Origin of the sequence: Bacteroides sp. AF29-11 (genome assembly GCF_003602895.1) — a bacterium.
Classification (GTDB): Bacteria; Bacteroidota; Bacteroidia; order Bacteroidales; family Bacteroidaceae; genus Bacteroides; species Bacteroides uniformis.
The window spans coordinates 263,130-276,216 of sequence record NZ_QTLY01000007.1 but is presented as its reverse complement, the minus strand read 5'-3'; the positions used below and the strand labels follow the sequence as shown (position 1 = coordinate 276,216).

The following is a 13,087-nucleotide window of genomic DNA, read 5'->3' as shown; positions in this document are numbered from 1 at the left end:
GAAGATTATCCGCCGAAGTTATCGAACATCAGGTTCTGAGCCGGAACACCGAGGTCGTCGAGCATCTTCTCAACAGCCTTCGACATCGGGCCGGGACCACACATGTAGTATTCGATGTCTTCGGGAGCTTCGTGGTCTTTCAAGTAAGTCTCGTAAATTACGTTGTGTACGAAGCCCGGAGTATACTTCACGCCCGCTGCATCGGCTGCCGGATCGGGACGGTCCAGTGCAAGATGGAACTTGAAGTTGGGGAAATCCTTTTCAATCTGCAGGAAGTCTTCCAGATAGAACACTTCATTCAATGCACGTGCACCGTAGAAGTAATTCATCACGCGGTCTGTAGTGTGCAGTGTCTTCGTCATGTGCATAATCTGTGCACGCAACGGAGCCATACCGGCACCACCACCGACCCACATCATCTCCTTCTTGGAGTCGAATATCGGATGGAAGTCTCCGTAAGGGCCACTCATGGTTACCTTATCACCCGGTTTCAGGGTAAAGATATAAGAAGAAGCGATACCCGGCATTACATCCATGAAGCCCGGGCCCTGGTCTTTCGGCTTGAACGGAGGCGTGGCGATACGTACCGTCAGCATAATGCGGTCGCCTTCGGCAGGATAGTTGGCCATAGAATAGGCACGGATGGTTTCTTCGTCATTGCGGCACTTCAAGCCCAGCAGACCGAATTTCTCCCATGCAGGCAGATACTCATCACCGATAAGGCTCTTGTCGATGTCCTTATCATAATCCATCGAATATTTAGGAATCTTAATCTGCGCATAAGAACCCGGAACGAAATCCATGTGCTCGCCTTTGGGCAATGCAACGATGAACTCTTTGATGAACGTAGCCACATTCTTGTTGGAGATAACCTCGCACTCCCACTCTTTTACGCCCAGTACGCTTTCGGGAACCTTGATGGCCATATCGCCTTTCACTTTCACCTGGCAACCCAGACGCCAGTGATCTTGTATTTGCTTACGGCTGAAGTGCGGAGTCTCAGAAGGCAAGATTTCACCCCCACCTTCCATTACCTGGCATTTGCACTGTCCGCAGGAACCTTTACCACCGCAAGCGGAGGAAAGGAACACACCGTTTACAGACAGCGTATTCAGCAATGTAGAACCGGAAGCTACGTCCAGTTCCTTGTCGCCATTGATAGTCAGTTTTACATTACCCGAAGGCACCAAGAAATTCTTGGCAACCAGCAGGATAACAACAAGCAGGATGACAACCACGAGGAATACTCCAATGCTTGCTAATATCATATTCATATCCATTGTTTTATTCCTTTCTTTTAGATGTTCAAACCAGAGAAACACATAAATGCCATTGCCATCAGACCTACAGTGATAAACGTGATGCCCAGTCCTTTCAGTGGAGCCGGAACGTCAGAATAGGCCATTTTCTCACGGATGGCAGCCAAGCCTACGATAGCCAGCAACCAACCGATACCGGAGCCCAACGCATAAGAGACAGCATCAGCAATGCCACCGATGAATTTCGGGTCGCTCTCACCCAGCGTGATGCGCTGCTGCATGAAAAGGGAAGCACCCATGATGGCACAGTTTACAGCAATCAGCGGCAGGAAGATACCCAGTGAAGCATACAGCGAAGGGCTGAAACGCTCTACAATCATTTCCACCAACTGAACGATAGCTGCGATTACAGCAATAAAAAGAATAAAGCTCAGGAAGCTGAGGTCAACGCCTTCAATGATTGCGTTGGCAGCCAGCACCTTGGTCTGCAATAAATAGTTGACCGGAAGCGTAACCACCAACACGAAAGTTACGGCGATACCCAGTCCTACGGCAGTCTTCACATTCTTCGATACGGCAAGGTAAGAACACATACCGAGGAAGAACGCGAATATCATGTTGTCCACAAAAATAGAGCGGACGAATAAACTTATTAAATGTTCCATATCTCTTCGATAAATTAAGAATTAAAGAATTAAAGAATTAAAGCAATGAGAACTTGTACTGCAGCAGAGCAGCCCATTTTTCATTCTTTCATTTTTCATTCTTCATTTATTTATTACTGCTTTTCCTGCAATTCTTTGTGACGTGCACGCTGATACCAGATGATGCAAGCGCAGAGAATCAACGCCATTGGCGGCATCAGCATCAAGCCGTTGTTCACATAGCCCAACTTCTGCAGAGGTTCATAGTTCAAGATGTTGAAACCGAGCAGCGTTCCCGAACCCAGAAGCTCGCGGAAGAAGGCTACGATTACCAGAATCTTGGCATATCCCAAACCATTACCCACACCGTCAAGGAAAGATTCCCAGGGACCGTTCTGCATGGCAAATGCTTCCAAGCGTCCCATCAGGATACAGTTGGTAATAATCAGACCTACATATACAGAAAGCTGCACACTTACATCGTAAGCAAAAGCTTTCAGAATCTCACTTACAATAGTTACCAACGCGGCAACAACCACCAGCTGAACGATGATACGGATACGGTTGGGTATCGTCTTGCGCAGCAGTGAAATCACTACATTGGAGAATGCTGTAATCACCGTCACTGAAAGACCCATCACAATGGCAGGCTCCAGTTTGGCAGTAACAGCCAAAGCAGAACAGATACCCAATACCTGCACGGTAACGGGGTTGTTCAGTCCCAGCGGAGTAGAGAATACTTCTTTATTCTTCTTTGAAAACAATTGTCCCATATTCTTATTCCTCCTCATTATTATTAGTTAAAAAGTTCTTGTAGCTGCTCAGACAAGCCTTCAACATGGCATCCACACCTACAGAAGTGATGGTACCACCGGAAATGCCGTCCACCTGATAGTCAGGTTTCTCTACCTTGCCGTTCTTTACAACACCGAGAGCCACCTCGCCGTTCTCCAACGTTTTCTTTCCGGGGAACTCTCCCTGGAAATGCGTGCTGGCGATTTCGGCACCCAGACCCGGAGTCTCACTGGCATGAGAGAAGTAAACACCATAAACGGTATCCTTGTCGCTGTTCAGCGCAACATATCCCCAGATAGCGCCCCAAAGACCGGCACCGTAAACGGGAAATACATATTTCTTCTCACCGTCAACCTCTGCCACGAATACGTGCAGACGGTTATTTTCTTTGGCTTCCTTCTCGTAAGCGGTAGCAAATGCACCGGTATTCTCTGTCAGAGTACCGTCAACGTTCATCAGCATATCGCCCTTTACATATTTATTATATTCAGCTTCGGCATCCTTCACGTCCTTGATGTTGAGTGCAGCAAGAATCTGCTTCTTCGTGTCAAGTTCCACATTCTTGTTCTGCGTCTCGCGCAAGGAAGAACTTACGAATGCCAGCAGGAATGCAACGATAACAACCATTACCGAAGCATAAATGATAGTATAACTATTACTATTGGTATTCATTTCTTTTCCGGTATTTAATTGTTAGACTTGATTGCACGTTTCTCGCGACGGCTGATGTTACCCTGTACCACACAGTAGTCAATCAGCGGAGCGAAGATATTCATCAGCAGGATGGCAAGCATCATACCTTCGGGGTAACCGGGGTTGAGCACACGGATAATGATAGCCATGGCACCAATCAGGAATCCGAAGATATACTTACCGGTCTCTGTACGTGCCGATGTAACGGGGTCGGTAGCCATGAACACGGCACCGAAGCAGAAACCGCCCAGCACGAGGTGTTCGTACCAAGGCATCTGTGCCATCGGAGTGTCGGGACCGATTGCATTGAACACCCATGCCATGAAGGCACCGCCTACGAATACGGAGAACATCGTCTTCCAGCTTGCAATGCCCGTCCACAACAGCAGAATGGCACCCAGAGCGATGGCGATAACGCTTGTCTCACCGATAGAACCCGGAATAAGGCCGGTCACCATGTCCCAGGAGAACTCCGGAACGGCGCCCGAGGTAGCGGCTGCACCCAACGGAGTAGCTACCGTCAGACCATCTACCGACTGTCCCAGACCGAAGATACTGTCGCCCGATACCCAAACGGCATCACCGGACATCTTCGTAGGATAAGCAAAGAATAAGAATGCACGGGTAATCAAAGCTACGTTGAACACGTTCATACCCGTACCACCGAATACTTCCTTAGCAAAAATTACAGAAAATGCAGTAGCCACCGCCAGAATCCACAGCGGGCAATCTACCGGAACAATCATCGGAATCAAGATACCGGAAACCAGGAAACCTTCCTGAATCTCCTCCTTCTTCCACTGAGCCACTACGAACTCAATGCCGAGACCTACTACATAAGATACAATGATTTTTGGCAATACAGCCAGAAAACCGTAGATGAACATTTCCCAGAAGCCTCCGGCAGCACCGGTAGCGTGGAAATGCTGGTAACCTACGTTATACATACCGAACAGCAGCGCCGGTACTAACGCAATGACCACCATCGACATGATGCGTTTGCTGTCAATGGAGTCGTGAATATGCGTTCCCGATTTCGAAGTGGCATTGGGCACGAACAGGAATGTTTCGAAGCCATCAAACACCGAACGAAATGCGTGGAATTTGCCGCCTTCCTCAAAGTTCGGCTTTATCTTGTCGAGATAATTTCTTAACGCTTTCATTAATATATTTACGATTTTACGATTTACAATTTACGATTTGCCATACGCCCCGATTATGCCATTTCGGCACGAAGCATATCGAGCCCTGCACGTACGATGCGCTGCACTTCCACTTTGGAAGAACATACGAATTCGCAGAGAGCGAAGTCTTCGGGAGCTACTTCGTAGATGCCCAGAGCCTCCATACGGTCGATGTCACCTGCAATGATTGCTTTCACCAAGTATTCGGGGAAGATGTCCATCGGAAATACGCGGTCGTATTCGTTGGACATAATCATGTGACGTTCACCACCCTTGATACGGGCATCTATCACATATTCCTTCTTGCCCATCAACCAACTGAAGTAAGAGCGGTTGACGCTGAACTGATTGAAACGCGGCATAATCCAACCCAACATTTCATGGATTTCATCTCCTTCGGGAATAACGGTCAGCTGGCTGTCGAAAGAGCCGAGGAAGCCGTTCGGAGAAACTTTCTTACCGGTCAGCACGTTGCCGCTGATGTAGCGGAGGTCTTTGTCGGTAGTCACGTTACCTTTGAAAACGTTCGTCAACAGAGCGCCGACTTTCAGCTTGCAATAAGCGGGTTTCAACACTTCGGAACCCGTTACAGCCACCGTACGGGTCATGTCCACACGACCGGTATTCATCAGACGTCCGATGAAGAGTACGGCTTCGGCACTGATGGTCCAGACCGTTTCACCCTTCACTACCGGAGAGATGTGGTTAATCTGTACACCCACGTTGCCTGCCGGATGTGGTCCATCGAAAGCTGTTACGGTAACGTTCTTTGCCTGCACAAGAGCAGCAGACTTTTGTTTTACACTAATACCCAGATACGTCTTTGCCATCTTTGACAAAGCGTCGAGTCCCGTCTGGAAGTTTGCTTCTTCTCCCTTCAGCGCGAATTCAAAATCGGGAGCCAGCGGATTGCTGTCGAAAGCCGAAATGAAGATAGCTTTCGGAGTTACCGTCGGATCAGCGATAACGTCGTACGGACGTTGGCGGATGAAAGCGAACATACCTGCTTGCAAAAGAGCTTCTTTTACTTGCTGGCCGCTCATCTTGGACGGGTCCATCTTGCCGAATTCCTCATAGTCTTGCTCAGTGGCAGCCTCTACGACGATGTTCAGCACCTTGCGGCGTGCACCACGCTCCACGCTTGTCACTACGCCGCTAACGGGCGAAACAAATTTCAATTCAGGATGATTCTTGTCGATAAACAAGGGTCCCCCGGCCATCACATATTCCTGCTCTTTGACCACCACTTTCGGAGTGATGCCTGTATAGTCATCGGGAACCAGCGAATAGGATCCCGGTTCCTTAACAGACACAAGTTCCTGGGCAGCAGCGCCTTTCAGGTTGATGTCAAGGCCTTTACGTAACTTAATTACATTTGCCATGCGTTTATTTAAAATAATGGTTTCATTAATTTGCCGCAAAAGTAGCAAAAAAGAACGTGAATAAAGAGTAAAAAAGAAAGGAATTACGGAGAAATTTCCGTAATCCCTTTCGTTAACGAACACGAGAACAAGGATTAGGGGTTAAGGATTAATACCCTGCGGAATCATAGTGCAGCCCACTAATCCTTAATCCCTAACCCCTAATCCTTATCATCACTTTTCTTCAGCGAACATCGGGTCCCATGCCGGCAGGCGGACGGGCTTTTGTTTAAACAGTTCCATCACTTTGGCGGGAACATACTTTGTCTCCACTACCAGACGGAACATGTATTCATTGAACCACTCGTCGGTCATGATGAGATGTCCCTGATAACCGGAAGCGGCTCCCCAACTGTTCTCTACCATCCATTTTACGGGCTTTCCGTCTTTGTTCAAGTCAACGGCCATCAAGGTCATGGCGTGGGAAGAGCCACTGGAGAAAGTCTGGATACGTTGCTTCTTGTCCATCCCGAAGGTGGTGCCCATCAGTGATTCGTAGTCATAGTTTTTCACATCAAGCAGACCGCGTTCGGAGTTCAGGAACTTGCCCACATCGCAAGAGAAGTACATCATGGTGCTGTCCTTCAAGGAGGCAATGGCCATCTCTTTGATGTCCTCTACGGGCAGGTTGACATAAGTCCAGTTCTTGCCGTCGTAACGATGGCGGTCATAGTCTATTTCATAGCACTTGTAATACTCGCGACTGGGGTCGTTCATCAGCATTACGTAGTTGGTCAGCAGTTGTTTGTCTCCATATTTCTCAAGGAAAGACATGGGAGTGTGATGCTCTGTCTCCACAGGATTACCCTTGGCATCGTGGCGGACATAGTCGAACTCCGTGGGAGGTACACCGAGGTTCAGCACCAGCATGCGGTAGATGGTTCCGAGCATCGTAGTTTTCTCCTTCTCCAGAGCTTCGGGCTTGGCACCGGCGGCAGCCATGTCACGCAGTTGCAGACCATACTCTTTCAGCTTCAGAGAGATGAGGTTGGCCATGCGGGAGGTATTTTCACTGCTGTTTGTTTCGGGCATGGCATCTTTGGGAACAAGGCCGTATTTGGAAACAATGTCGGCCACACCGGTAAAGGTACCCCCATCGCTCAGCGGATGCTGGAAGAGCCATTCCACGGTCTTATCAGTCAGGGGACTCTTGGAGGTGTCGATGATGCCTTGCAAGAAGAGGTTTGCCTTCTCCAACTGGTCCCAGAAGAAGGGATAGACTTCGGAGAACTCAAAAGACTGGAAACCGTATTCGGCAAGGGTCTTGGCACGCATCACATTCAGCCCCGTAAACAGCCAGCAGCGGCCAGACGACTTCTGGTCGGTGATACCTTTGGATTCTACCTTGATGGAGAAGTGGGTATCCATGCCCTGCATATTCTCCTGGTTGAGTGCCAGTTTACGGATGTCATTATTGCCTATGGCATTGCGGAGCGCCTTGTCGGCAGCCGTGCCTTGATAACTTTGCTTGATTTGTCCAAGCATTTCGGGGCTGATACCCCCTTTTCCCTCTTGTGCCTGCACGGAGAGCAGTGCGGCACTCAGAACAATTACAGATAAAAATCGTTTCTTCATTCAGATTATGTGTTTTTAGTTATTGATGTCTTGCTTCGTGAAGCAGACAAAAGTAATGTCTTTTTTGATAATTTTAGTGACATCTTTAGATTTATTATCTATTACAGTGAAAACTATTCGGGATAAAATAGTTTCCTTTGCACCCACATTTCGTACGACATGAAAAGATATATACTAAGCATTATCGCACTGGTGCTGTTCGCCACCACCTTTTATGCCCAGGAACAGACTGCGGCCGCCACAAACGACAGCGTTCCTGCACTGACCAAAAAAGAACTACGCAAGCAAAAGGTAGCGCGTCGGAATCTGCATTACAATATTCTGGGCGGACCCAGCTACACCCCCGACTTCGGTGCCGTGCTGGGAGGAAGCGCCCTGATGACCTTCCGCATGAACCCCAGCGACACCACGCAGCTGCGCTCCGTAGTGCCCATGGCCATCGCCTTCATGTTCAACGGTGGCATCAATCTCTTCTCCAAACCGCAACTCTTCTTTAAGGGCGACCGTTTCCGTATCTTCGGAAAGTTCAGCTATAAAAATACGGAAGAAAACTTTTACGGCATCGGCTATAATACCAATAAAGATTATGTACGAAGCGACAGTACCAGCAAATACCGGTACAGCGGCGTGCAAATCAACCCCTGGTTCCTTTTCCGACTGGGCAACAGCAATATCTTTGCCGGACCTCAAATCGACATCAATTACGACCACTTGACGGAGCCCGGCAAGTTCTTGGTGGACGAACCCTCGTACAAAGAGGCAGGCGGTACGGCTAATGGCTATAACAACTTCAACTCCGGCCTCGGTTTCCTGCTGACATACGACAGCCGTGACGTCCCTGCCAACGCCTACCGTGGTATGTATCTGGATTTCCGCGGCATGATGTACGCCAAGTTCATCGGCAGCGACCAGACCTTCTACCGCCTAGAGATAGACTACCGCCAATACAAGTCACTGGGCAAGCGCAGGGTGCTCGCGTGGACGGCACAGACCAAGAACGTGTTCGGTGACGTCCCTCTGACGCAATATGCCCTCACCGGAACGCCTTTCGACCTGCGCGGCTACTACATGGGGCAATATCGCGACAAGTCCTCGCATGTGGTCATGGCAGAGTACAGACAGATGCTCAATACCGACTGCAGCACTTGGGTGAAGCGGATGCTCAACCACATAGGTTTTGTAGCCTGGACCGGCTGCGGCTTCATGGGCCCCACTCCCGGCAAGATAGAGGGTGTACTGCCCAACTATGGTGTAGGTCTGCGCATTGAGGTACAGCCACGCATGAACGTCCGCCTGGATTTAGGCAAAAACACGGTAAACAACCAGATGTTGTTTTACTTCAATATGACAGAAGCGTTTTGAGTAACGCCCTGCCTACCTGCCCATCCCTTTCCTATGGAGAATGATGATTGAAAGCCTTTAATCGCTTCTCACTCACAAGGTTATTCAAGCTCACCTCTATAGGAAGCCCACTTCCTTATAACATCGGAACACCTTGAGAAACAAACATTTTATTTTTCTTTTCTTTTTCTTGCATCGGTAAAAGATTATCCATACTTTTGGCAATCACATTTCTTTTTATCAAAAAAAGGAAGCAAACGAGCGGATACATGAAAGCCCTTGAAGTACTCTTCTGGATAAGTTTATTCATAGTGTTCTATACTTATATAGGATATGGTATACTATTATATATCCTGGTCAAGATAAAAGAATGTTTCCGTAAGCCTGCGCCCCGTCCGATGCCTGCCGACGATGCTTTACCCCCATTGACGCTATTTATCGCCGCCTACAACGAAGAAGATGTAGTGGATGAAAAAATGCACAACTGCCTGGAGCTGGATTATCCCGCCGACAAGCTACGCATCCTCTGGGTGACCGACGGCAGCAACGACCATACCAACGAACGCCTCTCCCACTGGCCGCAAGCCATCGTCCTCCACCAACCCCAACGCCAAGGCAAGACAGCCGCCCTGAACCGCGGTATACATTTCGTAGAAACGCCCCTTGTCGTGTTCACCGATGCCAATACTCACCTCAACCGCGAAGCCCTGCGGGAGATAGTGCACGCCTTCACCGACCCTAAAGTGGGATGCGTGGCAGGCGAAAAACGTATCGCCGTGCAAAGCAAGGACAATGCTGCCTCGGGGGGAGAAGGGCTATACTGGAAATACGAATCCACCCTCAAAGCGCTCGACGCACGCCTCTATTCGGCAGTAGGCGCAGCGGGTGAACTGTTTGCCGTGCGCCGCGAGCTGTTCGAGGAAATGCAGACAGATACGCTGCTCGACGACTTCATACTCTCCCTGCGCATCGTCATGCAGGGACACACCATTGCCTATTGTGCCAATGCCTATGCCGTAGAAAGCGGCTCGGCAGACATGCGCGAAGAAGAAAAGCGCAAGGTGCGCATCGCTGCCGGGGGCTTGCAATCCATCTGGCGGCTGCGTCCGCTGCTCAACCCATTCCGTTACGGCACATTCTGTTTCCAATATATTTCCCACCGGGTGCTGCGCTGGTCGCTCACTCCTATCCTATTGTTCCTATTGCTTCCCCTCAACACAATTCTCATCTTTACGACAAGCACGCCATTACTGTATGCCATCATCTGGCTGTTACAAGCTCTTTTCTACCTCATGGGAAGTTGGGGGTACTACCTTTCAATGAAGCATATAAAAAACAAGATACTTTTCATCCCCTACTATTTCCTCTTCATGAACGTCAACGTCATACGAGGATTCAACTACCTGCACAAGCGCACAGGCAATGCAAGCGGCGCATGGGAGAAGGCCAGAAGGGCATGAAACTAATACTGTAAGAATGAAAAACACTTTGAAACAAGCTGAAAACGCCGAGAGACTGTTGAAGCTGACGTCAGATACCATGCTCCTTCTGAACCGGGACGGCATTTGCATGGACATCGCAGTGCACAATGTAAACCTTTGGTTCATGAAGGAAGAAAAGCTGCTGGGCAAGAATCTGTTCCAACTGATACCGCCGTCCACTTACTACCAAGTATATCCGGAGTTCAAGAAGGTACTGACGCAAAAGGTACGTTCAGTCCATAATTACGAAATGACACTGGGTCACACTACCTATTACTTTAAATGCATCATGTACCCGTACGACGGCATGGTCCTCTGCCAGTACCGCGACATCACAGAACGCAGCCAGCGCAAACTGGAACTCGAAAAGAAAAACCACGAGCTCAACGAAATACAAAAGGCCGCCCTCATCGGAAACTGGCAATACGATACCCAGACCCGCATATTCTGTTATGCAGGCCATACGGGTATCATGTGTTCGGAAGAGGTGCAGCACATCAATATGGACAATTATCTGGAACTTATCCTTCCTGAAGACCGGAAAAGCTTTACCGGCTGGATGAAAGAGAATCTGAAAGGCAAGATGGAAAACAGCGTGGACTACCGCATCTTCCTCAAAGGAAACATTTTCTATATCCGCCTCAAAGCGTTTGCCCGCGAACGGCAGAAAGACGGGAATGTCACTATAGAAGGATACATACAGAACATTACCGACATACAGAAACGGCGCAACGACATCAATCTGCTGACACATGCCATCAACAACTCCACCGAGGACATTTATTCGGCACACGAAGACGGCACGCTGATATTCTGCAACCGTTGCTTCAAGGAACGGCATGGCATCGGTAATGGCCAAGACATCACCCGGATGAAGATATACGACCTGCCCTCATACGGCAGGGATGAAACATCCTGGAAAGAGTTTGCCAACCGTGTCAAACGTGGAGAGACGAACCACGGATACATCGTCTACCATCCGCTGCCCAAGCGTCCGGAAGTACTCGCCATTGAAGGAAACGCTTATTGGGTGACAAGCGACAAAGGGGAAGGAACCATCTGGACATTCGGAAGGGATGTATCCACACGCATCCGGCATGAGCAACAAATCAAACAGTTCTACCTGATTCTGGACAAAATCATCGAAAACCTCCCGGCAGGCATTGTTGTGAAGGACATCAACAACAACTTCAAATACCTCTACCGCAACCGCGAATCGTATAACCGCGAAATCCCCATACAAGAGGCATTGGGAAAGGACGACTTCGATTTTTATCCTCTGGAGACTGCTCAGGAAAAGAGGGCGCAAGACATCGAAATAGCCAGAACCGGCAAAGAGATGCACTGGATTGCGGAAGAACGCGACGGAAACGGTAACTCCATCTATCTGGACAAGCGAAAGATGAAGATTGAAAGCAACGACTTCTCCCCCATCCTGCTGAACATCGAATGGGACATCACGGAAATGGAACAGATGAAACGGGAACTGCTCGTAGCCAAGGAGAAAGCCGAGACTTCCGACCGGCTCAAATCCGCCTTTCTCGCCAACATGAGCCACGAGATACGCACACCGCTCAATGCCATTGTAGGCTTCTCGCGCATCATTGCCGAAAGTACCGACGAGGAAGAACGGCTAGGCTATTACGAAATAGTGGAATCGAACAACGAACGCCTGCTCCAGCTCATTAACGAAATCCTCGACTTATCAAAAATAGAATCGGGCATCGTGGAGTTCACCATCACGCCCGTACGCCTCCATCCACTCTGCAAGGAGATACACGACGCACATATTTTCCGCTGTCCCGAAGGAGTGGAACTGATATACGAACCCTCTGACGAGAATATCGTGATTGACGGAGACAAGAACCGGATTTTCCAGGTCATTTCCAATCTGATAGGCAATGCCTTCAAGTTCACCACCACCGGGCACATCAGTTACGGGTATCGCCGGGAAGGCAAGTATGTAGCATTCCACGTCACCGATACGGGTATGGGCATTGCACCGGACAAGGTGGACCGGGTATTCGAACGTTTCGTCAAGGTGAACAACTTTGCCCAGGGCACCGGATTGGGACTTTCTATCTGCAAAACCATCATCGAACGTCTGGGTGGCAACATATCCGTCACTTCAGAGGTGGGTAAAGGCACCACATTTACTTTTGTTCTCCCGCTGGAATCCACCAGCAAAACAGAGGCGGAAAAGAAAGAAGAGGACAACCAGGAAACGACAGCAGAGACACACTCCACAGAGCAGAGGGGCAAAAATGCAGCCCCCGGAGATTCCCCGAAGAATGAAGAGGTCGGAGCACTCCCTACCCCTCCTTCCAAGACCATCCTGATTGCCGAAGATACAGAAAGCAACTTCATCCTAATTAACGCCATTTTAGGCCGACTCTATCGGCTGAAACATGCCAAAGACGGCATGGAAGCCGTAACGATGTTCGAGGAAGTCCACCCCGACCTCATCTTGATGGATATGAAAATGCCCAACCTTGGCGGAATCGACGCCACTCGCATCATCCGTGAACTGGTACCGGACGTCCCCATCATCGCCCTTACAGCCTATGCCTACGAGCACGACAAGCAAGCTGCCCTGGAAGCAGGTTGCAACGACTTCCTTACCAAACCCTTCACTCAAGAAGTGCTGAAGGAAACCATCAAGAAATGGCTGGATGATAAAGGATGACTGAAAAA

Annotated in this window: 10 protein-coding genes; 3 read left to right on the top strand and 7 right to left on the bottom strand. The window is 49.2% G+C overall.

Annotated features, from left to right (window positions below; translation table 11 throughout):
- Positions 1-5: 5 nt before the first annotated feature.
- From nqrF to DWZ03_RS13665, 7 genes are all read right to left on the bottom strand, one after another.
- A complete protein-coding gene (gene nqrF, locus DWZ03_RS13695) occupies positions 6-1,280 on the bottom strand; it encodes an NADH:ubiquinone reductase (Na(+)-transporting) subunit F (RefSeq protein WP_016272690.1) in 1,275 nt (424 codons plus the stop codon).
- A 17-nt stretch (positions 1,281-1,297) separates the two neighbouring features.
- Positions 1,298-1,924, bottom strand: a complete 627-nt coding sequence (gene nqrE / locus DWZ03_RS13690; protein ID WP_005828321.1) for an NADH:ubiquinone reductase (Na(+)-transporting) subunit E — start codon at positions 1,922-1,924, stop codon at positions 1,298-1,300.
- A 113-nt stretch (positions 1,925-2,037) separates the two neighbouring features.
- A complete protein-coding gene (locus DWZ03_RS13685) occupies positions 2,038-2,676 on the bottom strand; it encodes an NADH:ubiquinone reductase (Na(+)-transporting) subunit D (protein WP_005836455.1) in 639 nt (212 codons plus the stop codon).
- A gap of 4 nt (positions 2,677-2,680) precedes the next feature.
- The gene (locus DWZ03_RS13680) at positions 2,681-3,370 is read right to left on the bottom strand and encodes a Na(+)-translocating NADH-quinone reductase subunit C (RefSeq protein WP_016272691.1); all 690 of its coding nucleotides are present in this window, start codon (positions 3,368-3,370) and stop codon (positions 2,681-2,683) included.
- Positions 3,371-3,384: 14 nt separating this feature from the next.
- Positions 3,385-4,554 (bottom strand): NADH:ubiquinone reductase (Na(+)-transporting) subunit B, encoded by a 1,170-nt coding sequence (locus DWZ03_RS13675; protein WP_005828314.1) that lies wholly within the window; start codon positions 4,552-4,554, stop codon positions 3,385-3,387.
- Positions 4,555-4,607: 53 nt separating this feature from the next.
- Complete coding sequence (locus DWZ03_RS13670; protein WP_120130273.1) at positions 4,608-5,957, bottom strand: Na(+)-translocating NADH-quinone reductase subunit A; 1,350 nt, start codon at positions 5,955-5,957, stop codon at positions 4,608-4,610.
- Between the two features lie 213 nt (positions 5,958-6,170).
- Positions 6,171-7,571 carry a C1 family peptidase gene (locus tag DWZ03_RS13665; RefSeq protein WP_022401052.1) on the bottom strand — a complete coding sequence of 467 codons (1,401 nt, stop codon included), beginning with the start codon at positions 7,569-7,571 and terminating at the stop codon, positions 6,171-6,173.
- 159 nt (positions 7,572-7,730) lie between these two features.
- On the opposite strand from DWZ03_RS13665, the gene DWZ03_RS13660 reads away from it, so the two are divergent.
- The 3 genes from DWZ03_RS13660 to DWZ03_RS13650 all read left to right on the top strand — a co-directional run bounded on the left by DWZ03_RS13660 (position 7,731) and on the right by DWZ03_RS13650 (position 13,079).
- The gene (locus DWZ03_RS13660) at positions 7,731-8,933 is read left to right on the top strand and encodes a BamA/TamA family outer membrane protein (RefSeq protein WP_055288402.1); all 1,203 of its coding nucleotides are present in this window, start codon (positions 7,731-7,733) and stop codon (positions 8,931-8,933) included.
- A gap of 248 nt (positions 8,934-9,181) precedes the next feature.
- On the top strand, positions 9,182-10,372 hold the full coding sequence (locus DWZ03_RS13655) for a glycosyltransferase family 2 protein (RefSeq protein ID WP_005828306.1): 1,191 nt from the start codon (positions 9,182-9,184) through the stop codon (positions 10,370-10,372).
- A gap of 16 nt (positions 10,373-10,388) precedes the next feature.
- Entirely contained in the window at positions 10,389-13,079 is a 2,691-nt protein-coding gene (locus tag DWZ03_RS13650; protein WP_120130272.1) for an ATP-binding protein, read from the top strand.
- The last annotated feature ends 8 nt before the right edge of the window (positions 13,080-13,087 follow it).